We start from the raw sequence: 22,663 nt of genomic DNA, 5'->3' as shown, positions 1-22,663 counted from the left end.
GTGCTGCTGCTCGCCCGGCGGGCGGGGGAGGCGCTCTTCACCGAGCGGGAGATCGGACCGCTGCTCGGCTTCGCCGACCAGGCGGCGCTGGCGCTGGAGCTCGGGGAGCGGCGCCGCGACGCCGAGCAGCTCGCCATGCTGGAGGACCGGGACCGGATCGCCCGCGATCTGCACGACCTCGCGATCCAGCGGCTCTTCGCCACCGGCATGACGCTGCAGAGCGCGGCCCGGTTCATCGACCATTCCGGGGCGTCCGACCGCGTGCTCCGTGCCGTGGGGGACCTCGACGAGACCATCAAGATCATCCGATCGACCATCTTCGGCCTCCGGGCCCGGGAAGAGGGGGCCGGGCAGGGCCTGCGGGCCCGGGTGGTCCGGACGACGGAGGAGGCCCAGGCCGCCCTCGGGTTCCCGCCGAGGCTGAGCATGGAGGGCCTGCTGGACACGGACGTCCCGGCGGAGGTCGCCGACCACGTCGTGGCGGTCCTGGGCGAGGCGCTCAGCAACGCCGCCCGGCACGCCGGGGCCCGCCGGGTCGAGGTGGTGCTCCAGGCGACCGGGGCGCAGGTGCGGCTGACCGTCCAGGACGACGGCGTCGGAATCCCGGAGCAGGGGCGGCGCAGCGGTCTGCGCAACCTGGCCGAACGGGCCGACGGCGTGGGCGGGGCGTTCGAGATCACGCCGGCGCCGGAGGGCGGCACGAGGCTGGTCTGGTGGGCACCGCTGGGCGCGTGAGCCCGGCGGCCGTACGTTGGCCGTACGGTGGCGCCGCCGGATGCCCGGCGTGTGCGGGACGGGTACCCGGCGGGGGCGGACGGCCGTCCGGCCGGTACGAGCGGGGTGCCGGGTGCCGGGGCATGGCGGGGGCGGAGGCGCCGGGTCAGGACGAGAGGGGCGCGACCGCCAGGTCGGTGAGGAAGCGGCCGGTCACCAGCTCGGGGCGGATCCGGATCGACACCCGGACGGGCGACGGCGGGCCCTTGACCGCACCGGTCGCTCCGGCTGCACTGACCGCATCGGTTGCGCTGACCGCACCGGTCGCACCGGTCGGCGGCGGGTCCTCGGCCACGTCGGCGCGGCCGAGTACGGTGACGCTCCAGCCGCTGCCGTCCGCGGCGTCGACCTCGCCGGTTTCGAAGGCGACGAGCGCGCCGTCCACCGCACGGACCAGCTCGGAACGGGCGGCGCTGCGCAGCAGCACGCTGCCGTCGTCGTCGAGGCGGTAACGGATCGGCAGGACGGCCGGCAGCGCGCCGACGGTGTAGACGACACGCCCGACCGAGGCCCCGGCCAGCAGCCGCAGGCACTGCCGCTCGTCCAGCGGCGTGTGGTCGGGGGGAGCGGGGGCGGGCGGAGTGTGGGCGGAGGTCATGACACCGATGCTCCCGCCGGATCCGTCGCGGGGTGAGAGGCCTTCGGTCCCTCTCGGCCGCCGAACGGTCCCGGGTGGGGTGGGACCGTGGGCGGGCGCGGGCGCGGGCGCGGGCGCGGGCGCGGGTGCGGGTGCGGGCGCGGGTGCGGATGCGGATGCGGGCGCGTCGGGGCTCACAGGACGGAGCGCCCCGTCGGTCGGCCGACGGCGGTGGCCTGGGTGGCGATGAGCGCGGCCTGGACCCGGCGCTCGACGCCGAGCTTGGCCAGCAGTCGGGAGACGTGGTTCTTGACGGTCTTCTCGGCCAGATAGAGCCGCTGGCCGATCTGGCGGTTGGTCAGCCCTTCGCCGACCAGGGCGAGGATCTCCCGCTCCCGCTCGGTGAGTTCGGGGAAGGCGGGGGCCTGGGCGGGGGTGTCACCGCGCAGGCGGGCCATCAGGCGGGTGGCGGCGCCGGGGTCGAGCATGGACTGGCCGGAGGCGATCGTGCGGACGGCGGAGACCAGGTCGGTGCCACTGATCTGCTTGAGCACGTAGCCGGCGGCGCCGGCCATGATCGAGTCGAGCAGGGCCTCCTCGTCGTCGAAGGAGGTGAGGATCAGACACGCCAACTCGGGCATCCGCGAGCGCAGTTCGCGGCAGACGGTGACGCCGTCGCCGTCCGGCAGGCGCATGTCCAGAATGGCGACGTCAGGCCGCAGGGCCGGAACGCGCGCCAGTGCCTGCTCGACGGTGGCGGCCTCGCCGATGACGGTCAGATCGGGCTCGGCGTCCAGCAGGTCGTACACGCCCCGGCGGACGACCTCGTGGTCGTCGAGGAGGAACACCTTGACGGGGGTGTTCGCCTGGGCCGCCGTGTTGTCCGCCATGACTTCTCCGTAAGCCTGGGCCCGCTGCCGCGGCGGGCCGGATGGAACCTCCGAGGAGTCTGCCCCTCCCGGCGGCGGTCCGCCAGGGCCGGAGGGCCCCATTGCCCCTGCCACCCTTCCCCTCCCGCCTGCTCCTGCGACCCTTCCCCTCCCGCCGCCCGCCGCCGGTCTACCCCGGCCACCCTTCTCCGCCCGCCGCCCGTCTACTCCTGCCGCCCGTCGTGCCGGCGTGCGAGGTGGACGGTGATGTCGGCGGCGATCTCGACCGTCTCCGGCAGCACCCGCAGGATCCGGCCGAGGACCTCCTCCCGCTCGGGGGGAGGCAGGACGAGGTAGGCGGAGACGGTCGAGAGGTGACCGACGTAGTCGTGGGAGCTCAGCGTCAGGCGCCGTTCGATGACGGACTGTCGCACACCGGTGAACCACTCGGACCGCTGGAGCTCCGTGCCCGGCCACTGCATGGCGTGCTCCGGAGGCGTCCCGTCCGGGGACGGGACCTCGTCGCTCTCCAGGAACGGTGCCCGCGCCGCGCGGACGGCGTCCTCCACGGCGGGGTCGGCCGGCTGGACCGGCCCGCCGAAACAGGCGAACACGCCACCGGGTTCCAGCAGTCCGGCCATGCGTGACCAGCGGCCCTCCGGACTGGTCCAGTGCAGCGCCGCCGCCGCGTAGACCAGCCCGTACCGGTCACCCGGTGGCAGGTCCAGGACCTCGAACGCCGCCCGGAGCGTTCGGACACCGGCCGGTACGTGGCGGCGCAGCTCGGCGAGCATCGCCCCGTCGGGTTCGGTCGCGGTGACGGCGATCCCCTGCCGGGCGAACAGGCGGGTCGCCTTGCCCGTCCCGGCACCGATTTCGAGGGCGGTCCTGATCGGACGGCCCGCGTACGCCGTCACCAGTTCGAAGAGCTCCGGGGGATACCCCGGCCGGAACCGTTCGTAGGCTTGCGCCATCACCCCGAAGCTCAGTGCGCGATCAGTCATGCCGCGCATGGTGGCACGAACCGGCGCTCGGCGCACGGCAGTTCCGCGCGACCGGGCTGGATCGGCCCGCAGGACACAGCGTCAACGCGGGGGCGGCGGCACCGGCGGCACGGCGGCGGACGGTGTGGGCCGCCGGCCCGGCACCGGCGCAGGGTCGGGCGGGGGTTCACCAGGTGAGCGGGTAGCGCTCCGGGTGCCCGCCGATCCGGCCGGGGAGCAGGCCGATGGCCACCAGGAGGGCCGTGGACAGGGCGAGCAGCGGGAGGAAATGGGTCGGCGACGGCGCCTGGAGCACGACGATCACGGAGGTGGCGGCGGCGGGGGAGTGCGAGAGGTGGGTCAGCATCATCGCGCCCAGCGAGAGCCCGGCCGCGACCGCCGCGCCCCAGGCGGTGCTCCCGGTCACCGCGAGCGTGGCGAACCCGATCACGGCGGAGAGCAGCTGGCCGCCGACCAGGTTGCGCGGCTGCGAGATCGGCAGCCCGGGCGCACCGTGGACCAGGGCCGCGCTGGCGGCCAGCGGCGGGATCAGCAGCGGCTGCCGAAGCACCACACCGACCCCGACCAGTACCAGGAGCGCGCCGATCGCGAAGACGGTGGTGCGCAGAACGTGCAGCGGATGCGGCCGGGGCCGGGCGGGCGGGGGCGTAGGCATGCGGGGGCTCCGGGCAGGCAGGACAAGGACTCGGAGATGATAAACAGATTGTTGATTGAAGAAGAAAACATTGCCCCGGGGGCAACCGGCTTGACCCTTGTGATCAAGATCGGATACCGGATGCGGGGCTCCGGGGCGGGTGCGTGTCGGGGGCGCCCGCTGGGGGTGCCCACTGGGGGCGTGAACGTGGCGCCCCGCGCCGGGGGGTTCACGCCGACGCGACGTGATGCGCTCTACTGCTCCCCCTGTACGCGCAGTACCGGAGGTGGTGGCATGTACGCGACAACCCGCCCGGTGGTCCGCACGTGGGGGTGCGAGACCCGCAACCGGCGGGAAAGCGGAAGGATACGCCCGTGACCGTACGCGTCCTGGCCGTCGGCGGCGCAGCCGCGGCTCTGCTCGTCACCCAGCTCGCCGGAGCCGCCTCCGGCACCGGCTGGTCCACACCTCCGCCCGACAAGATCGTCATCGACGTGGCCACCGTCAACGGGTCCGGCTGCCCGGCCGGAACGGCCGCCGTCGCGGTCTCGCCGGACAACACCGCCTTCACGGTGACGTACAGCGACTACATCGCCCAGGTCGGCGTCGGCTCCAAGCCCACCGACTTCCGCAAGAACTGTCAGCTCAACCTGAACGTCCACGTCCCGCAGGGCTTCACCTACGCCATCGCCTCCGCCGACTACCGGGGCTTCGCCCACCTGGAGAAGGGGGCGACCGCCCTCCAGAAGGCCAGCTACTACTTCCAGGGCTCGCCGCAGACCGCCTCGCGCAGCCACCAGTTCGCCGGGCAGCTCGACAACGGGTGGCAGGTGACCGACACCGTCGCGGTCGAGGCCCTGGTCTGGGCGCCCTGCGGGGAGCTGCGCAACTTCAACATCAACACCGAGCTCCGGGTGAGCGCCGGCACGTCGGACCCGTCCAAGACCACCAGCTTCATGACGATGGACTCCACCGACGGCAGCATCAACACCCTCTACCACCTCGCCTGGAAGCGGTGCCCCTGACCAAGGCCCCACCAAGTCCCGCCAAGGCCCCTCCAGGGCCTCACCAAGGCCCGGCCGTAGGGCCGTCGGCCCCGCCGTAGGCTCCCGGGTTCAGCCGTAGAGCCCCCGAGGATCCGTCCGCGCCCGCCCGTGCCCCGGCGGGTGGGCGCGGACGGTCGGCCGGCACCCCGGCCGACACCCCGGCGGGTGCGGGGCCCCGGGCTGGGCTACAGGACCCGCCACAGCGCGCACGCGAACACCGCCGTCACCCACGTCCACAGCACCGCGAACGCGACGTGGCCCAGGGTGCGAAGCGGGTCGCCGCGCCAGAGCCGGGACGGGAACACGGTGAACTGGAAGAGCCACCGGGCACCCCAGAACACCGTCTGGCCGGCCAGCAGCGCGGTGGCCAGCGGCGTACCCGCGAGGAGCTCGCCGGCCAGCAGGAGCGGCAGCAGGCCCAGCAGTACGCAGGTCAGGCCGATGAAGAAGAGATGCGCCCAGGAGACCCGACGGGTCATCAGCGTGGTCCCGTCCAGGTCGGCCGGCCATCCGATCACGCGCGGCAGCGCCGCGTGGAACAGGCCGACGCCCACCAGCACGGCGCCGACGAGCCGCAACTGCACAGCGAGGTCGAGGAGTCCGTTCATGCCCCGGCCCGCCGGAACGCGAACGCGGTGACCAGGCCGGCGATCCGCCGCTCCGCCGCCAGGCTCAGGCCCGCCCCGGCGGCGTGGCCGAGCCAGGTGGAGCGCGACAGGAAGTGCAAGGCGCCGGGACCGTAGACGGCGGAGTTCGCGGCGTCGCGCAGGTGCTCGACCACGACGAACGCACCCCCGGGCCGCAGCACCCTGGCCGCCTCGGCGAACAGCGCGGCGCGGTCCGCGGGCCGGCGCAGCTCGTGGGCCGAGAACACGGCGAGCACGGAGTCCAGCGAGGCGGTCGCGGCGGGCAACGCCCCCGGCCGGGCGGGCAGGCTGCCGGGCACCGGCGGCACCCGGCGGCGCGCCCGGTGGATGGAGCCCTCCGTCATCAGCGCCGGGTCGTACAGGTCCGCGGTCCGCTGGGGCGCGGCCGGGTGGCGTGCCGCGACGGGCCGGCTCGCCTCGTCGAGGCCCGTGGCGACCACGAGATGCCGGCCGGGACCCTCCGGCAGGAGGTCGTCGAGCCAGGCGTAGCCGTGGAGTCCGGAGCGGTCGTAGATGCACCAGGTGGCGGCGGTGGCGGCGGCGAGCAGCCAGCCCGCCGTGAGCGCGCCCGCGCGGACGAGCCGGGCCGCCGGGCGGGGCAGCCACCGGGCCAGCGCCCAGCCCCCGCCGGCCGCGAGAGCCCCGGCGGCGTACAGCGGCCAGTTGTAGCCGACCACCTCGCGCACCCCGGAGGGACGGTGGGGCCGGCCGGCGTCGGCCCTCGGGGATCCGGCTGCGTTCGCAGATCCGGCGCTGCTCGCAGGCCGGGTGGCCTCTGCGACCGCGGTGGCCTCTGCGACCGCGGTGACCGCGGCGGCCCCGGCAGCCTCTGCGGCCGCGCCGGGCGCGGCACCGGCAGGCTCCTGCCGACGGACCTCGTGCGGCTTCCGGCCCACCGGGCGGACGCCGCTCACCGGACTCCCCCGTCGAGGGCGCGGCGGCTGCCCGCCTGCCACCCGTAGTCGAGGTCCGCGACGTGGAAGGCGTTGGCGAGCACCGGCCGGCTGCCGGCCAGTGGGCCGTGGTCGAAGAAGGTCAGCCGCGGCACCTCCACCGAGACCGGCACCGGCTCCCAGTGGGCACGGACGGCCTTGACCACGATCATCGACCGGGTCTGCGGCTCGTACTCGAAGGTGTAGGGGAGGGGGCCGGCGAACCGGCGGGCGGCCCGGGCGTCGGCGAACGGGCTGCCGGGCGGCAGCGGCGCCGGGCCGCCCGCCAGGTCGGCCCGGACGTGCAGGTCGGCCAGGCCGTCGGCGCTGCACACCTTGAACTCCAGCGTCGAGCCGACGACCCGGCTGCCGATCCGGGCGAGCCGGTAGTGGTAGCGGGAGAACAGGTTGCCGCCCGCGACCATCAGCCGGTGGCCGGTGTCGCTGCGCAGGATGCGCAGGCCGCGCATGGTCCGGCCGCCGGGGGTGGGGAAGCGGGTGAAGACCCGGTAGCCGGTGAGCACGCAGTCCGCGCCGAGCCGGGCCGGCAACCCGGCCGGGCGCAGGCCGCGGGCGTCCACCACGGCGGCCGCGACGAAGCCGTGCTCGGTGCCGCCGGGATCGGTGTACGTGTCCAGGGTGAGCCCCGGCGGTACCAGCGGCTCCAGCCGCTCGGGCGGCAGCGCGTAGGTGAGGACGAGCGAGTGCGCGAAGTGGGTGCGCATCGGGAGGGGGTGGCGTTGCAGCAGGTGGCGCACGGTCAGGCCTTTCGGGAGGCGGAGCGGGCGGGGGTTCACGGCCGGACCACCCGGACGACGCCCCAGAGCAGCGAGCGGTCCTCGGCGGCGGCGCCGGGGCCGGCGGGGCCCGGCTCACGGATGCTGCGCAGGACGACGACCCCGCCGGGCCGCACGGCGTGCCGGACGGCGGTGCGCAACCGCCGGGCGAACTCGGGTCCGGGCCCGTCCAGCACGTTGGAGAGCGTCACCGCGTCGTAGTGGCCGGCCGGGGAGCGCTCCAGGTGGTCGACGACGTCCCCGGCGAGCAGCCGGACGGTCCCCTGGGTCGGCCCGGCCGTGGCCGCCCCACCACCGGGCAGGTCACCTTCGGGCAGGTCCCGCCCAATCAGGCCACCTCCGGGCAGGTCGCGCCCGGGCAGGTCACCTCCGGTCAAGTCTCGTCCGGGCAGGTCACGCCCACGAGGTTCGCCGCCGGGCATTTCGCGGCCGAGCAGCAGCCGCCAGGCCCAGGGGTTGGCGGCATTGGGGTGCCGGGCGAAGCCACGGGCGAGCCGGGCGCGCAGCACGGCGTCGAAGCGCGCCGGCACGACGCCGCGGAAGGGCGGCCGCAGCCCGACGGCCAGGGCTCCGGCGGGCCGGAGCGAGGCGGCGAGGAACAGTCGCAGACCGGGGCCGTCGAGCGTGCGTCGCCAGTGCCGGGCCTGCTGGGCCGGGTCGTCGAGGCGCAGGAACCGCTCCAGTGCGGACGGGCGCCAGGCGGGTAGCAGCGCGCCGGCGGCGGCGCGGCCGGTGGCGAGCAGGCGCTCGGCCGAGCCGGGGACGGCCGGCGCTCCGGCCTGGAGCCGGCCGCGGGCGTAGTCGAGCTGGGCGGGGTTGAGGTCGACGGCCGTGACGTCGTAGCCGGCGGCGGCGAGCGCGGCGGCGGTGTCCCCGGACGAGGCGATGCAGAGCACCCGGGCCGCGGGCGGCGGGAAGGCGGCGAGCTCGACCGCCGGGTCCTCGTACATCCGGCCGAACAGGACGCTCGGCTGCCGGGGCTGGACGGTGAGCAGTCGGCCCTCCGCCCACGGGGTGCCCGCGCCGGCGGCGGTGCGGGTGGCGGTGCGGGCGGTCATACGGCGGCCGCCGCAGGGTGCGCGGGCGTGGCCGCGGGTGCCGGGCGTTCGGCGGCGACCGTCCAGATCAGGGCGAGGAAGGCCAGGTCCTGGACGACCAGCCGGCCCGGCTCGGGGATGTGGTCGGCCCCGACGAGCAGGCCGCCGGTGTTGAAGCCGACCACCAGCACGGTCTGCACCAGCGCGGCGAGCCGGCGCCGGCGCCCGCTCAGCACCCAGGCGCCGAGGGCCAGTTCGGCCAGGCCGATGGCGACGAGCAGCACGGTGGCGGCGCCCTCGGGCAGCAAGGGCAGGCCCTCGACGATGGCCCGCTGGTCGGCGCGGCCGGGGAAGATCTTGCACCAGAGGCCCTCGTACCCCCACATCAGTGCGATCGCGAGGGCGGCGCAGCGGCTCTGCCAGGTTGTCGGCACGGCGGACGGTCCTTTCTGCCGCCGCCCGGGCAGGGGCGTGCACCGGGGCGCGGCGGGGTACGACGAGGCGGCCCGGCGCCCGTGCTCGGGGCCGGTCGCTCCCGCTCGCGATCATCATGGCGCACGCGTTTGAACATGTTCAACTCCGGGTCGGACGTCTCCCCGGACGTCTCCCCGGACGTCTCCCCGGACGGCCCCCGGATCCACCCGGATGGCCCTGGACGGCCCCCGGACGATTCCCCGGACGGCCCCCGGATCCCCCCGGACGGCCCGCGGCGGGTCAGAGCTGTGGCGCGGCCTCGGCGCTCGCGATCCCGTCGACCACGCGGGCAAGGGTGCGGACGGCGCGGTGCTGAAGCCGCTTGATCGCACTGACGGTCCTGCCCATGATCTTCGCCGGCCCGGCGCCGGCCCCGGCGCCGGCAGGGCGGCGCCGGATGGTCAGTGCCCGCGCGGGCCCGGGGACAGTTCGGTGAGGGCGCGGTCGAGCATGTCGGCGAAGAAGTCGGCGGCCGCGCGGTCGATGCACAGCGGCGGCTTGATCTTGAGGACGTTGAGGTGGTCCCCGGTGGGCTGGACGACGACGCCCAGTTCGAGCATCCGGTCGCAGAGCTCCGCGGTCTCCTCGGGGGCGGGTTCGAGGGTGACGCGGTCGCGGACGAGCTCGACGCCCAGGTAGAGGCCCGCGCCGTGGACGGCGCCGATGACGGGGTGGCGGTCCGCGAGGGCGCGGAGCCGGTCGCGCAGGTGGGTGCCGACGCGCAGCGCGTTGCCCTGGAGGTCCTCGTCCCGCAGGGTGTCGAGGACGGTGAGGCCGGCGACGCTGGAGACGGGGCTGCCGCCGGTGGAGGAGAAGAAGTAGCCCTGGTCGCGGTAGCGGTCGGCGACCGCGCGCGAGGTGATGACGGCGCCCAGCGGATGGCCGTTGCCCATGGCCTTGGCCACCGTCACGATGTCGGGCACCACGCCCTGCTGCTCGAACCCCCAGAACCAGCTGCCGAGCCGGCCGTACCCGACCTGGATCTCGTCCGCGATCGTCAGACCGCCGTGGCGCCGCACCGCCGCGTACACCTGCCGGAGGTATCCGTCGGGCAGGGCCACCGCTCCGGCGTTGCCGTAGAAGGACTCCGAGACGAAGGCGCCGGGTGCCCGGCCGGACGCCGCGAGGTCGTCGACGACCCGCACCGCGTCGCCCGCGTACGCGGTGGCGTCGGCACCGCGGTGACGGCCGCGGTACGGGTTGGGCGAGTCCACGGTGTGGACCCAGGCCGGGCGGCTGGTCAGCGCGTTGGGATTGTCGGCCACCGAGGTGGAGACGGCGTCCGAGGCGTACGTCCAGCCGTGGTAGGCCTCGCGGAGTGCCACGACGTCGTGGCGTCCGGTGGCGCCGATGGCCAGCCGCAGGGCCAGGTCGACCGCCTCGGAGCCCGAGTTGACCAGGAAGACCGTGTCGAGTGGCTCGGGCAGCAGGGCGGCCAGCCGCTCGGTGAACTCCACCACCGAGGCGTAGTGGAACCGCGAGTTGGTGTTCAGCCGCCGCAACTGCCGGGACACGGCCTGCTCCACGCGCGGGTGCGCATGGCCGAGCGGCGTGACGTTGTTGACGATGTCGAGGTAGACCCGGCCGTCGGTGGACACCAGGTGGTGCCGCCAGCCACGTTCGATGCGCGGCGGGTCGTCGTAGTAGTGCTCCTGCACGCCGGCGAAGGAGGCGTCGCGCCGGCCGAGCAGCTCCGCCGACGAGGTCGTGCCGCTGGTCGCCGCCAGGCCGAGGAGGCCGGCGGGATCGGCGGTCAGGGCGAGCCAGCCGGCCGCGTACTCGGGCCGCACCAGGGCGGGCACCTCGGGGCTCTGCCGACGCCGCAGCGCGAGGTGTACGCGCGTCCCGGCGGGCAGCTCCGCCAGCGGGTCGCCGGCGCGCAGGGGTTCGCCGGCGCGCACCCCGGGGGCGGCCGGGCCGTCCCAGGAGACGTCCAGCAGGTGGAGGCCGCAGCCGATGGTCGCCCGGCCGGGCGAGGCGGCGAGCACCTCGCCGTCGCGGGGCGCCTGGAGGCCGGCCGGGCCGCCCAGCCAGAGGTCGACACCCGTCGCGACGGTCGCGGGGGAGTCGGCGGACAACGGGGTGGCGGCGGTGAGCCGCGGCCGGCCGTACCGGGTGGCGACGGCGGCGCTGCCCTGGGCGAGCAGGTCGGCCGCGAGCCGGCCCTCGGCGCCGGGCTCCAGCCAGGCGCCGTGGTCCATGGCGTCGGCCTCCGTCGACAGGTCGAGCAGGGCGATCCCGTCCGGGGCGAGGCCCGCCACCAGCGGACGGCCGACGGGCAGCGAGGGGGCCGGCCGCGCGGGGAGGCCGAGCGCGTCGGCGACCAGGCCCGCCATCACCGCGGACGGCACCGAGACGGCCTGCTCGAAGATCCGCCACTCGCCGGCGAGCGCCGCGTTGACGTAGGCGTTGTCGCCGTCGACGTCGGCCTGCTGGCGGCCGCTGACGACCAGTGCGGCCGCGCGCAGCACGACCAGCGGCCACAGCGCCGCCGCCTCCTCCGCGAACAGCGGGCGCACGGCGTGGAAGGCCCGCACGGCGGGCAGGACGTGGTGCGGCTCCGCGCCGGTGTGGTGCAGCACGGAGGACAGGCACACGGCGAGCTCGGCGACCGCCCAACTGTGCGTCAGGTCGCCGAAGTCGATGATCCCGTCGGGGAGGCCGGCGCGGCTGCCGGGCGAGCGGACCAGGTTGTCGTCGGTGAGGTCGAGGTGCACGGCCTGCCGGGGCAGCGCGTCGCGGACCTCGCCGAGGCCCGCCCAGGCCCCGGCCGTGGCGGCCTCCACGGCGGCGCGCCGGTCCGCCTCGGCGACGTGGTGGAGCAGGCCGCCGACCACCCGGTCGGCGTACTGCGGGTCCCACTGCAGGACCCGCTCCAGCCCGGGGTGGCGGAAGTCGCGGAGCGTCGTGCCGACCCGGCCGGCGATGGAGCCCATGGCCGACACCGTCCGCGGGGACAGGTGGCGGGGCCCGGAGAGGGCTCCGCCCGGCAGGAAGCGCAGCAGCCGCGCGGTGACCGGCCCGTCCTCGGTGACGACGGTGGCCGCCCGCCGGGCCCCCGCGGGGTCGCGCAGGACGGTTGCCACCCGTAGCCCGGGGTGCGCCTCGGCGACCAGGTCGGCGGCGGCGTCCTGCGCCGCCGTCTCGGTCGCGCTGAACGCCGGATTGGCGATCTTGAGCACGGCGACGGCCGTGCCGCCGTCGCCCTGGCGCAGCAGGAAGTTGGTGTCCTGCTGGCTGCCGAGGGCGTCGGCGTGCACGGTGAGCCCGAAGTGCTCGGCGGCGATGCGGCGCGCGTCGGACCCGCTCACGCGCGGGGCGGGCAGGGCCTTGCGGGCGAAGAAGTCGACGCCGGAGGGCTGCTCGTAGGGCATGCGGGAGTCCTTGTCCTGGGTGAACGGCTCGGCGGGGAGGGAGGGCCCGGTGCGGGCCTCAGCCCACGTCCCAGAGGAACCGGTGGGTGTGGATCCCGAAGTAGGGGAAGTTGTCGACCGCCGTGACGCCCTCGACCGGGCGCACCACGTCGTTGATGAAGTCCAGCAGCGCGGCCGGGCTGTGGCAGACGACCTCGGTGAACAGGTCGAAGGCGCCCGAGGTCAGGACGGCGTAGACGACCTCGTCGTGCCGGGAGAGCGCATCGGCCACCGCCCGCGGATCGCCGTCCACCCGGATGCCCAGCAGCGCCATGGCCTGGCCGCCCATCGCCACCGGGTCGGTCACCCCGACGACCTGGACCACCTTGGCGTCGATCAGCCGCTGCAACCGCTGTCGGGCCGCCGACGGCGACAGTCCGACCTTGGGCCCCAGCTCGGCGTAGGGGATGCGGCCGTCCGTCTGGAGCTCACGCAGGATCGCCCGGTCGATCTCGTCCATCCCGCTCACCGCCGGACGGCGGGGTCGGGGCGGCCCGGCAGCCGCCCGGCGGCCGGCCCAGGGGAGCGGAAGGGGTGCATGGCTGGTCCTCCGGTGTGGGGTGCAGGATCGACCCTACGATCGATTCACGCGTCAAGGCAATGCCTGACGCTCGAATCGCGTGTATGCCCGGATGAAAACAGCGCCCCGGCCCGGCGCGACGACCGTACGAGCGGCGCCCCTCGCGGCGGGGGCACCGCCCGCAGCGCCCCTCGCGCCGGGCCGGGGCGGCCTCAGAGGGTTGCCTGGGTCACCACGCCGACGAGCCGGAAGATGGTCCGGCCCCACGGCGAGGCGGCGATGAGTACGCCGAACACGACGCAGAGGAAGGCCATGAACCGCTCGTCGGCCCGGCTGCGGGCCTCGGTACGGCGGTTGAGGCGGATGAGGATGATGATGGCGAGTGCCGCCGACGCGCTGATGGTCAACGGTGTATCCCCGTTCTGGTGACTGCGTGACTGCGTGACTGCGTGGGTGTGTGACTGCGTGGGTGTGGGGTGCGGGTGTGTGACTGTGAGGGCGCGTGGTGTGCGGGGCCGTGGGACGGGTGGGGCAAGTGGCTGCGGGAGGGAGAGCCGGGCCGGATCAGTGGTACCGGCCGGGCCGGGGTGCCGGGACGCGGGGCAGCAGTTCCCAGAGCGGCCGGCCGCCGCCGGCCCAGCGGCCGAGGAGCTCGCGGTCGACCAGGACGACGTCCTGTTCCCGGCCCCACCTCACCGCCGGGCCGGTGAACCTGCCGTTGGTGACGACGACGGGCACCTGGGCCCGGTGCACCCGCTCGTTGGTGCCCACCAGCGCGTACAGCACGCCGACGCCGACCGCCGAGCCGCCGTCCGGGTCCTGTTTGTGCTTGCACTGGAGGACCCAGCGGCGTCCATGCGGGTCCGTCGCCAGGACGTCCGCGCTCTGGTCGCCGCCGCCGCCCACCTGCTCCGCGCGGCACCCGTCGCGGCGCAGGAGGTCCCGTACGGCGAACTCGAAGGCCCGGTGCCCCAGCTGGTCGAGGCCGCCCGGCCCCGTCAGCGCGAGCCGCAGCCGGCGCCGCCGCTCGCGCGCCGCGGCCTCCCGGGCCAGTCGGCTCCGGACCACCGCCACGCCGACGGCCGCAGCGGCCGCCGACAGCAGCAACGGCAACCACCAGTGCGCGAACAGCCACCGGAGCAGCGCCGGCACGAAGCCGACGACGACCGCGGCGCCGCACAGCAACAGGACGAGAGACTCACCACCGGACCCACCACCGCTGTTCTTTCCCGACCGTCCCCGACGTGCCGGCGGCCTGCGCGATCCCACCCGGTCCCCTCCGACTCGGTTGCCAGACGAAGGACCCCATGACACCAGCCGCCACGGCCGGCACAGCAGACGCGTGCGGGAGCACACCGACGGCGCCCGCCGGCGTCCGTCCGCCGGTCTGCGGTCGCCGTCCGCCGGTCGTCGGCCGGTCGCCAGCCGCCCTCAGTCGGCCTGCGGTGCGGACCGGGCGGGCCACACCGCGCGCGGGCCCGTGACCTCGGCGCCGAGGGCGGTGACGCGGGCGCGCAGGCCGCGGTCCGCGGTGACGACAAGGCAGTCCCGCTGCGGCCGACGGGCCAGGGCGTCCCCGACGACCCCGACGATCCGGTCGTCTCCGCTGCCGGCCGCGGCGACGACCTCGACCCCGGGGACGCCCGTGACCCCGCGCGCGGCACCCTCCACGACCAGGACCACCTCCAGCGGCCCGCCGCGGTACCGCTCCGGCGCACCGCCGTGGTCCGCGAGCCCCCTCCGCGCGACGTGCGCCAGCGCGTCCCGCAGCCGTTCCGCCGCCCCCTGCCGGTCCCGCCACCACCCGTCGGGCACCGAACCCACCACATTGGCGGCGTCCACCACCAGCAGCGGCATCCGCCCGCCGGGCCCGCCCGCACCGTTCGCGCTCATGGCCCGCAAGCCTGCCACGCCGCACCCGTCGTCTCGGCGTCCCTCCACGCCGGGCCCGTCCACGTTGGGCCCGTCCACGCGCCCGTCCACGTGGCGCGCGCCGGGGCATCAGGGGCCGCCGCCCGTTGTCGGAGCCGCCCGCTAGCTTGGTCCCGACCGAGCGCGGACGAAGGGGAGAGCGGCCATGGGCGGCAGTACGTGGGAGTACCTCACACCGTATCGAGGGAGCATGGAGGCCACCCTGGAAGCCCTCCACGAGGAGGTCTTCCAGGAGCTCTACGGCGACGGCGCCATGTTCGGCAGCCGCGCCGAGCTCTACGCCGACGAGCAGTACATGGCCGAGGCGGGCACGCACTCGATCCTGGACGTGCGGCACGTCGTCGCCACCACCGAACCCCCGGGCGGGGCCGGCGGCGCTGACTACGGGACGCTGCGCCCCCTGGCCCCCGAGCGGCTGGTGCACCACTTCGGCACCGAACGCCCGACCGTCGAGCAGTACGAGGCCGCGACGGCCCGGGCCCACGAGGCCCTCCTCCGCTGGACCCCGGGCCCGGACACGACGCTCCACGGCGAGCACACCATGCGCTGGACCGGCCGCTACGTGCTCCTCCACACCGACGGCCGGCCCACTCACGTCGGGATCTTCGGCTCCTCCGGGGACTGACCCCCGCCCGGGCCGGACACCACGCGGACACGAACACGAACACGGACGTGGGTGCGGACACGGGCGGGGGCGGCGGGATCACGCGTCGGTGCGTACCGTCCGCACGGCCCGGGGTTCGGCGGAGGGGCCGGCCTGGCCCGGTCCGCCCTCCCGAGGCGTTCCTGCGCGCCGGGGCGCGAGCAGCGCCGAGACGATGCCGACGACGGCCAGGCCCGCGCCGACCCCGAGGGCGGGTCTGAAGGCGTCCACGAAGGCGTCGGGCGAGCCGTAGACGGCCGGCCCGGTGAAGATCGCCGCGAGGACGGCGACACCGAAGACGCCGCCGAGCTCCCGGATGGCGCTGTTCGTCCCGGACGCGACCCCGGCCTCCTGCTGCGGCACGGAGCCCATCACCGCGTTGGCGACGGTCGGGAAGCACATCGACGTTCCGACCCCGGCCACCGTGAGGGCGACGCTCAGCTGGGCGTACCCCATGCCCGGGTGGGCGATCGCGGCGACCCAGCCGAGTCCGGCCGCCTGCAGTGCCAGCCCGGCGGCCATGAAGGGGCGGTTGCCGAAGCGCTCGGACAGGGCTCCCGCGACGGGCGCGACCACCATGGGGGTCGCGGTCCAGGGGAGGATCCACAGGCCCGCGGCGAGCGGCGAGTTGCCGAGCCCGATCTGCAGGAACTGCGACATCAGGAAGAGTGCGCCGAACAGCGAGGCGTACATGAAGAAACTGACGCCGTTGGCCGTGGAGAAGCCGCGCAGACGGAACAGGCCGAGCGGGAGCATGGGGTTGCGGGCCCGCCGCTGCCAGGCGAGGAAGCCGGTCACCAGGGCCGTCCCGGCCAGCAGCGAGAGGAGCACCTCGGCGCTGCCCCAGCCGACCGTGCTCGCGCGGACCAGCCCCCAGGTCAGGCCCAGGAAGCCCGTTCCGGCCAGGGCGAGGCCGACGGGGTCGAGGCGCGGTCTGGGGCCGAAGCTCTCGGTCAGCCGACGCAGCGCGAGCGGGGCCAGGGCGAGCCCGACGGGGACGTTGAGCCAGAAGATCCACTGCCAGGCGAGGCCGTTGGTGATCGCCCCGCCGACGACCGGTCCCATCGCGACCGCGAGACCGGCGATGCCGCCCCAGAGCCCGATGGCCATCCCGCGCTTCTCGGCCGGGAAGGCCTGGCTGATCAGGGTGAGCGTCAGGGGCATCACGATCGCCGCGAAACCGCCCTGCACCGCGCGGGCGGCGATCAGGGCTCCGACGGAGCCGGACATGGCGGCCGCCGCCGAGGCGACGGCGAAGCCGAGGACTCCGATGGCGTACACGCGCCGCCTGCCGAACCTGTCGCCGAGCGCGGCGCCGGTCAGCAGCAGGCACGCGAAGGCCAGGTTGTAGGCGTTCACCGTCCATTCGAGGTCGGTGAGCTTCGCGCCCAGGTCGGCTCTGAGCACGGGCAGCGCGGTCGTCACCACCAGGGTGTCGAGGGCGACCATGAACAACCCGAGGGAGGCCAGCACCAGGGTCCACGCCTGGCGGGGCCGGGCCGCGGCGGGCGCGCGGGGGAAGTCGTCGTGAGACATGGGGTTCACATCCTCTGCGGATCGGGGGCCGGGTTTCCGGTCTCACCCCTTCGACGGACGGGAGGAGGCCGGATCGACACCGGCCGCAGGAAGATGAGCCCGAGGGCGCTGTCGATTCCGGCGGGTGCCGCACGTCGTACGAGTGGAGGGCCCGGACGGCGGGCCCGAGCGAGAGGGGAGCACGCCATGGCGCAGTACCTGATCCTGATCTACGGGGACGAGGCCTCCTGGGCCGCCGCCCCGCAGGAGACCCTGGCCGAGGCGCACGAGGACCACCGCGCCTTCCAGGAACGCAACAGGACGGCCGTCCTCGGCGGCAACGCCCTGCACTTCACCGAGACGGCCACCTCCGTCCGTAAGGACGGGTCGGGCGGCTTCGCCGTCACGGACGGGCCCTTCGCCGAGACGAAGGAGGCACTCGGCGGCTACTACCTGGTCGAGGCCGCGGACCTCGACGAGGCCATCGGCCTGGCCAAGCAGGTCCCGGTGCACTTCGGCGGCGGCGTCGAGGTGCGTCCCGTCCGGGTGATCGACTGACGGAGGCCGCCGATGGCCACGGACCCGGTGGTCGCCGCCGCGGTCGCGGACGCGCACCGCCGCGAGTGGGCCTTCGTGCTCGCCGCGACCGCGCGCGTCACCCGCGACCTCGACCTGGCCGAGGAGTGCGTGCAGGACGCGTACGCGAAGGCGCTGACGGTGTGGGGCGAGCGCGGCATCCCGCAGCGCCCCGGGGCGTGGCTCACCACGACCGCCCGCAACCGCGCACTGGACGGGCTGCGGCGCGACGCGACCCTGCGCCGGTCGCTGCCGCAGCTCCTCGACCCCGCCGCCCGCCCGGCCGCCGGTCCTGCCGACGGCCCCGCACCTGAGCCGTCCCCGACGGAGGAGTACCCCGACGACCGGCTGCGGCTGATCTTCACCTGCTGCCACCCGGCCCTCGCCGAGGAGACCAAGGTCGCCCTGACCCTCCGGCTGCTGTGCGGCCTCACCACCGCCGAGGTGGCCAGCGCCTTCCTCGTCAGCGAGCCGGCCATGGCCGCCCGGATCACGCGCGCCAAGAAGAAGATCGCCACCGCGCGCATCCCCTACCGGGTACCGCCCGCCGACGAACTGCCCGAGCGCATCGACGCCGTCCTCACCGTGGTGCACCTGCTCTTCACCACCGGGCACACCGCCCCGGCCGGCGACGACCTCGTCCGCCGCGACCTGGTGGAACGGGCCCTCGACCTGGCCCGGATGCTGCGCACCCTGCTGCCCGGGGACTCCGGGGTCGCCGGGCTGCTGGCACTGATCCTGCTGACCGACGCCCGCCGCGAGGCCCGCTCGGCCGACGACGGCCGGCTGCTCCTGCTCGACGAACAGGACCGCACGCGGTGGGACGGCGCCGCGATCGAGGAGGGCCTCGCGCTCGTCCGCGAGGCCCTGCGCCCGAGGCCCCCGGGGCGGTTCGCGCTGATGGCGGCCATCGCCGCCGTCCACGCCGGGGCGCCGAGCTGGCAGGAGACCGACTGGCGGGAGGTCGTCGCCCTCTACGACCTGCTGGTCCGGATCTGGCCGTCACCGGTGGTGGCCCTCAACCGCGCGGTGGCGGTGGGTTTCGCCGACGGCCCGGCCGCCGGACTCGCGGCGCTCGACGCGCTCGCCACCGAACCGCAGCTCGCCGGCTACGGCTACCTCGCCGCCGCCCGCGCCGACCTCCTGCGCCGGCTCCACCGCACCGAGGAGGCGCGGCTGGCCTACCAGGAGGCGCTGCTGCTCACGGAGAACACCGTCGAGCGCGACTTCCTGACCGGCCGCCTCCGGCAGCTGGGGCCGCGCGAGGACGGCTGAGCCGGGGGCCCCCGGATCCGCCGCCGTCGGAGCAGCCGCCGCGGGAGCGCGCCCGTCCGGCCCCTGGCGGTTGCCGGCCCGGCCAGCGGGCCGGGCCCCTTCTTGCGGGTGAGCGGTTCTTGCGGTGACCGGTACTGGCGGTGACCGGTACTGGCGGTGACCGGCGGCGGGTGGTGACCGGTTCTTGTGGTGACCGGGCGGCGGCAGGAGGAGAGTGGAAGGCGGCGCGATCGCGGACGGCGGCCAGCAGGGGGAGTGATCGGGAGGTCTGCGATGACCTTTGTACAGATCGTCGAGTGCCGCACGGAGCGGCCGGACGAGCTCAACCGGCTGATGGACACCTGGATCGAGCAGACCCAGGGCCGGCGCACCGCCACCCACGCGATGGTGGGTGCGGACCGGGCGGACGCCCAGCACATCGTGGAGATCGTCGAGTTCCCGTCCTACGAGGCGGCGATGCGCAACTCCGGCCTGCCGGAGACCGACCGGATCTTCCGCGAGATGGTCGCGCTCTGCCAGGAGCCGCCGACCTTCACCAACCTGGACCTGGTCCGCGACGAGCAGCTCCAGAAGGCTGCGGCCCGCCGGCTGCTCGTCGACCCGTCGAGCGGGGACATGTCCGCGCTCGACGAGCTGCTCGCGCCGGACTACCGCGACCACGACCCGTCGATGGACGGCGACACGGTCGGCCCGGCGGCCGTACGGCAGATGATCGAGGGCTACCGGACGGCCTTCGACTTCACCTTCGACATCCAGTCCCAGATCGCCGAGGGGGACCAGGTGGCCACCCGCTGGGTCTGGCGCGGCACCCACATCGGGGAGTTCATGGGCATGCCGGCCAGCAACAAGACCATCGAGGCCGCCGGGATGACGGTGTTCCGCTTCGAGGACGGAATGATCAAGGAGGGCTGGTGGAGCTGGGACGGCGTCGGAATGATGCGTCAGATGGGCATGATGCCCGGCTGACCGCTCCTCCGCGTCGCACCGGCCCTGCGCCGGTCGGTGTCACCTCGGGACGGGCCCTGCCCGCCCGGGGGCGCGGGCGTGCCGTCGTGGGCGCCCCGTCGGTTGGAGCCCCGTCGGGGAGCCCGACCGCGCCGGGCTCGTGATCGCCGGGCCGCCGGAGCCGCCTCGGTCACCGGGGCCGCCGGGCCGAGTGCCGGCGGACGACCGTCCGCCAGCACTCCGTGGTGGCGTCAGTCCGCTGTTCCGTACCTGAGCCCGTCCAGGACGAGGTCGAGGAGCCGTTCGGCCTGCTCGCGCTGTTCGGGCTTCCCCGAGGCGAGGGCGACGCCGGTGAGGGCCGCGAACATGTCGCCGGCGCCGATGTCGGACCGGATCGTCCCGGCGGCGGTTGCGGCGTCCAGGAGCGAGGTGAGGGCGGTCATCATCAGCTCGCGGCTGTGGGCGTAGGGGTTGACGCCGGAGTCGACGACGGCGCGAAGGGCCTCGGCCATCCCCAGTTTCGCCGTCGCGTAGTCGATGAAGCGTCCCATCCAGGCGCGGAGCGCCTCACGCGGCGGCAAGGCCGCCAGGAGCTCGGGGGCGGCGTCGCACAGCCGGCTCAGTTCGTTGCGGTAGGCGGCCTCGATCAGCGCCTCCCGGGTCGGGAAGTTCCGGTAGAGGGTGCCGGAGCCCACGCCCGCCTCCTTGGCGATGCGTTCGAGGTGCGCGTCCAGCCCCTCCTCGGCGAAGACGCGCACGGCCACGGAGAGGATCCTCTCCCGGTTTCGCCGCGCGTCGGCCCGTAGCGGCCGTCCGGTGCCGGTGGTCATGGGGGGCTCCTTTGCCGTCGGTGCGTTTGCTAAACGGAGGCGCCTCCGCTTAAATCCCATGAACCGGGGACGCCTCCACTTGGCGAGTGTAAGTCGAGTGCAGGGCGCATCCCCGCCGGTGTCCGTACGGTGCGGACGCATCCACCCCGAGGAGAGAACGATGGGCTTCCCGCTCGAAGGCAAGGTTGCCGTGGTCACAGGGGGCGCGTCCGGCGTCGGCCTGGGAATCGCCCGGGAATTCGTGGAGCAGGGCGCCCGCGTGGTCATCACCGACCTGCACCGGGGCCCGCTGGACGCGGCGGCCGCCACGATCGGACCGAACTGCTCCGGCATCGTGGCCGACGTCACCAGGCTCGCGGACATGGAGGCGGCGTACGAGGAGGTCATCGCACGGCACGGGCGCCTCGACGCCGTCGTGGCCAACGCCGGCATCGGCGCACACGCCCCGCTCGGCGCCATCACCGAGGAACAGTTCGACCGGACCTTCGGCGTCAACGCGAAGGGCGTCCTGTTCACCGTCCAGCCGGCGATCGCGCTGCTGCCGCCCGGCGGCACGGTCGTCATCATCGGGTCGACCGCGTCCATCCAACCCCCGGCCGGCATGGGCCTGTACGGCGGCGCCAAGGCCGCGGTGCGCGCCTTCGTCCGGTCCTGGATCCAGGACGTCAAGGGCTCCGGCATCCGCATGAACGTCCTCAGCCCCGGCGCCGTCGACACCGACTCCCTGCGGAGTGCCCTCGCCATGGCACAGGGTGCTGACGCCGTCCCCGCCGCGGTGCGGAGGATGGGCGAGGGCAACCCCACCGGGCGGATCGCCGACCCCCGCGAGATGGGCAAGGCCGCGGCCTTCCTCTCCAGCGACGCCTCCAGCTTCATCACCGGAGTCGAGCTCTTCGTCGACGGCGGCATGGCGCAGGTCTGAGGCATGGTGCGGGTTCTGAGGCGTGGCACGGGTTCTGAGACGTGACGCAGGTCCGAGGCGTGGCACAGGGCTGAGGCCGCCGGCCGGCTGCCGCCCGCTCCGCGCCGGCTTCGGGGCTCCCGCCGGGCCGGCCGTACTTGTTAGCTACTTAGCCAATCTGCTAAATATGAGGGCGTGACAGAAGCTCAGGACGACGCGGGCGTCTTCCGCGCACTCGCCGATCCGACCAGACGTCAGATCCTGGAGGACCTCCGGGGCGGGGAGCTCGCGGCCGGCGACATCGCGGCCCGGTTCCCGATCAGCGCGCCCTCCGTCTCCCGCCACCTCGGCGTCCTCAAGGGGGCAGGACTGGTCACCGAACGCCGGGACGGCAACCGCATCCTCTACTCGCTCGTCGAGGAGCGCCTGGCGACCTCCGTCGGCCGCTTCCTCAGCGCCGTCTGCCCCGAGCAGATCGTGCTGCGCCACACCAAGTGGCGCTCAGGTGCTCAGAAGGAGGGGTCATGAGACAGCCGAACCTGTCCAGCGTCGTCGAACGCCGGCTGCTGGTGAACTACCGGATCGCCCCGGAGGCCGCAGCCCGCCTGCTCCCCGGTGGGCTGCGCCCGCAACTGGTGAACGGTCACGCGGTCGCGGGGATCTGCCTGCTGCGGCTGGGCGGTGTCCGGCCGGGCTGGGCGCCCCGGGCGTTCGGGCTGCGCAGCGAGAACGCGGCCCACCGGATCGCCGTCGAGTGGGACGGGCCGGACGGCACCGAGACCGGCGTCTACATCCCGCGCCGCGACACCGCCTCCCGGGTCAACGCCTGGGCCGGCGGCCGGATCTTCCCCGGGGAGTACGGCCGGGCCGACTTCGACGTCCACGAGACGGCCGACCGTGTGCGCGTCGCCTTCGCGACCCGGGACGGCGCCGCCCGGGCGGACGTCACCGTCGACCTGGCCGACGAGCTGCACGGCAGCAGCCTCTTCGCCGACCTCGTAGAGGCCTCCCGCTTCTTCCAGGACGGTGCCAAGGGCTGGTCGGCCACCAGGGCGAACCGCGGGCTGGACGGCATGGCGCTGCGGACCGGCGCCTGGCACGTCGAGGCGGGCCGCGTCCGCTCCGCCACGTCGTCCTTCTTCGACGACCCGGACCGCTTTCCCCCGGGCAGTGCCACCCTCGACTGCGCCCTGGTGATGCGCGACGTCCCCGTCGCCTGGCGCCCGCTCCCGGCCATGGCCGTCGCCTGAGCGCCCCGGTCGGCCGGCGCCCCCGCCGGCGCCCCCGGGCGATCCACCTGCCGCGCCGGCCCGGACGGCGGC

Annotated in this window: 25 protein-coding genes; 9 read left to right on the top strand and 16 right to left on the bottom strand. The window is 75.0% G+C overall.

The annotated features are described in order from the left end of the window. Window positions 1-735: sensor histidine kinase (locus ACFC1F_RS35210; protein WP_376164621.1), on the top strand; the 735-nt coding region annotated here is incomplete at its 5' end. 145 nt (window positions 736-880) lie between these two features. Here the strand turns inward: ACFC1F_RS35210 and ACFC1F_RS35205 are convergent. The 4 genes from ACFC1F_RS35205 to ACFC1F_RS35190 all read right to left on the bottom strand — a co-directional run bounded on the left by ACFC1F_RS35205 (window position 881) and on the right by ACFC1F_RS35190 (window position 3,879). Further along, entirely contained in the window at window positions 881-1,372 is a 492-nt protein-coding gene (locus ACFC1F_RS35205; protein WP_376164619.1) for a pyridoxamine 5'-phosphate oxidase family protein, read from the bottom strand. Window positions 1,373-1,545: 173 nt separating this feature from the next. Next, window positions 1,546-2,241 carry a response regulator gene (locus ACFC1F_RS35200; RefSeq protein WP_376164617.1) on the bottom strand — a complete coding sequence of 232 codons (696 nt, stop codon included), beginning with the start codon at window positions 2,239-2,241 and terminating at the stop codon, window positions 1,546-1,548. 203 nt (window positions 2,242-2,444) lie between these two features. Beyond that, window positions 2,445-3,224 carry a class I SAM-dependent methyltransferase gene (locus ACFC1F_RS35195; RefSeq protein WP_376164615.1) on the bottom strand — a complete coding sequence of 260 codons (780 nt, stop codon included), beginning with the start codon at window positions 3,222-3,224 and terminating at the stop codon, window positions 2,445-2,447. 166 nt (window positions 3,225-3,390) lie between these two features. Continuing rightward, entirely contained in the window at window positions 3,391-3,879 is a 489-nt protein-coding gene (locus ACFC1F_RS35190) for an HPP family protein (protein ID WP_209410675.1), read from the bottom strand. Window positions 3,880-4,232: 353 nt separating this feature from the next. Between ACFC1F_RS35190 and ACFC1F_RS35185 the strand changes: the two genes are divergently transcribed. After that, window positions 4,233-4,883, top strand: coding sequence for a DUF4360 domain-containing protein (locus ACFC1F_RS35185; RefSeq protein WP_209410673.1), 651 nt, complete (start codon window positions 4,233-4,235; stop codon window positions 4,881-4,883). Window positions 4,884-5,089: 206 nt separating this feature from the next. Here ACFC1F_RS35185 and ACFC1F_RS35180 read toward each other — a convergent pair whose 3' ends face one another. The 10 genes from ACFC1F_RS35180 to ACFC1F_RS35135 form a co-directional block, all read right to left on the bottom strand. Further along, entirely contained in the window at window positions 5,090-5,512 is a 423-nt protein-coding gene (locus tag ACFC1F_RS35180; protein WP_209410671.1) for a hypothetical protein, read from the bottom strand. After that, the gene (locus ACFC1F_RS35175) at window positions 5,509-6,237 is read right to left on the bottom strand and encodes a class I SAM-dependent methyltransferase (RefSeq protein WP_376164612.1); all 729 of its coding nucleotides are present in this window, start codon (window positions 6,235-6,237) and stop codon (window positions 5,509-5,511) included. The genes ACFC1F_RS35180 and ACFC1F_RS35175 overlap by 4 nt, the downstream gene beginning before the upstream one ends. 224 nt (window positions 6,238-6,461) lie before the next feature. Continuing rightward, window positions 6,462-7,208 (bottom strand): DUF2071 domain-containing protein, encoded by a 747-nt coding sequence (locus ACFC1F_RS35170; protein ID WP_245204391.1) that lies wholly within the window; start codon window positions 7,206-7,208, stop codon window positions 6,462-6,464. Window positions 7,209-7,276: 68 nt separating this feature from the next. Then, complete coding sequence (locus tag ACFC1F_RS35165) at window positions 7,277-8,338, bottom strand: hypothetical protein (protein WP_376164610.1); 1,062 nt, start codon at window positions 8,336-8,338, stop codon at window positions 7,277-7,279. After that, window positions 8,335-8,751, bottom strand: coding sequence for a DoxX-like family protein (locus tag ACFC1F_RS35160; RefSeq protein ID WP_209410665.1), 417 nt, complete (start codon window positions 8,749-8,751; stop codon window positions 8,335-8,337). Before ACFC1F_RS35160 ends, ACFC1F_RS35165 begins: the two co-directional genes overlap by 4 nt. Window positions 8,752-9,192: 441 nt before the next feature. After that, window positions 9,193-12,165 carry an aminotransferase gene (locus ACFC1F_RS35155; protein WP_376164608.1) on the bottom strand — a complete coding sequence of 991 codons (2,973 nt, stop codon included), beginning with the start codon at window positions 12,163-12,165 and terminating at the stop codon, window positions 9,193-9,195. A gap of 58 nt (window positions 12,166-12,223) precedes the next feature. After that, window positions 12,224-12,664: an Lrp/AsnC family transcriptional regulator gene (locus tag ACFC1F_RS35150; RefSeq protein WP_209411064.1), complete on the bottom strand. Its 441-nt coding sequence runs from the start codon at window positions 12,662-12,664 to the stop codon at window positions 12,224-12,226. 272 nt (window positions 12,665-12,936) lie between these two features. Further along, window positions 12,937-13,131 carry a hypothetical protein gene (locus ACFC1F_RS35145; protein WP_209410662.1) on the bottom strand — a complete coding sequence of 65 codons (195 nt, stop codon included), beginning with the start codon at window positions 13,129-13,131 and terminating at the stop codon, window positions 12,937-12,939. Between the two features lie 157 nt (window positions 13,132-13,288). Continuing rightward, complete coding sequence (locus tag ACFC1F_RS35140) at window positions 13,289-13,909, bottom strand: restriction endonuclease (RefSeq protein ID WP_376164605.1); 621 nt, start codon at window positions 13,907-13,909, stop codon at window positions 13,289-13,291. A gap of 246 nt (window positions 13,910-14,155) precedes the next feature. Further along, on the bottom strand, window positions 14,156-14,617 hold the full coding sequence (locus ACFC1F_RS35135; protein ID WP_376164603.1) for an NTP pyrophosphohydrolase: 462 nt from the start codon (window positions 14,615-14,617) through the stop codon (window positions 14,156-14,158). 229 nt (window positions 14,618-14,846) lie between these two features. On the opposite strand from ACFC1F_RS35135, the gene ACFC1F_RS35130 reads away from it, so the two are divergent. After that, window positions 14,847-15,281, top strand: a complete 435-nt coding sequence (locus ACFC1F_RS35130) for a hypothetical protein (RefSeq protein WP_245204353.1) — start codon at window positions 14,847-14,849, stop codon at window positions 15,279-15,281. 78 nt (window positions 15,282-15,359) lie between these two features. Here ACFC1F_RS35130 and ACFC1F_RS35125 read toward each other — a convergent pair whose 3' ends face one another. After that, window positions 15,360-16,835, bottom strand: a complete 1,476-nt coding sequence (locus tag ACFC1F_RS35125; RefSeq protein WP_376164601.1) for an MFS transporter — start codon at window positions 16,833-16,835, stop codon at window positions 15,360-15,362. Window positions 16,836-17,021: 186 nt separating this feature from the next. On the opposite strand from ACFC1F_RS35125, the gene ACFC1F_RS35120 reads away from it, so the two are divergent. The 3 genes from ACFC1F_RS35120 (at window position 17,022) to ACFC1F_RS35110 (ending at window position 19,631) form a co-directional block, all read left to right on the top strand. Then, complete coding sequence (locus ACFC1F_RS35120) at window positions 17,022-17,372, top strand: YciI family protein (protein ID WP_209410659.1); 351 nt, start codon at window positions 17,022-17,024, stop codon at window positions 17,370-17,372. Window positions 17,373-17,384: 12 nt separating this feature from the next. Continuing rightward, window positions 17,385-18,665: an RNA polymerase sigma factor gene (locus ACFC1F_RS35115; protein WP_376164599.1), complete on the top strand. Its 1,281-nt coding sequence runs from the start codon at window positions 17,385-17,387 to the stop codon at window positions 18,663-18,665. 273 nt (window positions 18,666-18,938) lie between these two features. Then, the gene (locus tag ACFC1F_RS35110) at window positions 18,939-19,631 is read left to right on the top strand and encodes an ester cyclase (protein WP_376164597.1); all 693 of its coding nucleotides are present in this window, start codon (window positions 18,939-18,941) and stop codon (window positions 19,629-19,631) included. A gap of 230 nt (window positions 19,632-19,861) precedes the next feature. On the opposite strand, the gene ACFC1F_RS35105 is transcribed toward ACFC1F_RS35110, so the two are convergent. Continuing rightward, window positions 19,862-20,440 (bottom strand): TetR/AcrR family transcriptional regulator, encoded by a 579-nt coding sequence (locus ACFC1F_RS35105; RefSeq protein ID WP_376164595.1) that lies wholly within the window; start codon window positions 20,438-20,440, stop codon window positions 19,862-19,864. A gap of 160 nt (window positions 20,441-20,600) precedes the next feature. Here ACFC1F_RS35105 and ACFC1F_RS35100 point away from each other — a divergent pair, with 160 nt between their 5' ends. The 3 genes from ACFC1F_RS35100 (at window position 20,601) to ACFC1F_RS35090 (ending at window position 22,591) form a co-directional block, all read left to right on the top strand. Then, on the top strand, window positions 20,601-21,362 hold the full coding sequence (locus tag ACFC1F_RS35100) for an SDR family NAD(P)-dependent oxidoreductase (RefSeq protein ID WP_376164593.1): 762 nt from the start codon (window positions 20,601-20,603) through the stop codon (window positions 21,360-21,362). 174 nt (window positions 21,363-21,536) lie between these two features. Next, window positions 21,537-21,869 carry a metalloregulator ArsR/SmtB family transcription factor gene (locus ACFC1F_RS35095; RefSeq protein ID WP_209410655.1) on the top strand — a complete coding sequence of 111 codons (333 nt, stop codon included), beginning with the start codon at window positions 21,537-21,539 and terminating at the stop codon, window positions 21,867-21,869. Continuing rightward, entirely contained in the window at window positions 21,866-22,591 is a 726-nt protein-coding gene (locus ACFC1F_RS35090; RefSeq protein WP_376164591.1) for a DUF2071 domain-containing protein, read from the top strand. The genes ACFC1F_RS35095 and ACFC1F_RS35090 overlap by 4 nt, the downstream gene beginning before the upstream one ends. Window positions 22,592-22,663: the final 72 nt, after the last annotated feature.

Origin of the sequence: Kitasatospora sp. NPDC056181 (assembly GCF_042266225.1) — a bacterium.
Classification (GTDB): domain Bacteria; phylum Actinomycetota; class Actinomycetes; order Streptomycetales; family Streptomycetaceae; genus Kitasatospora.
Note: the sequence above shows the minus strand (reverse complement) of the source record. Positions and strands in the feature narration are given on the sequence as shown.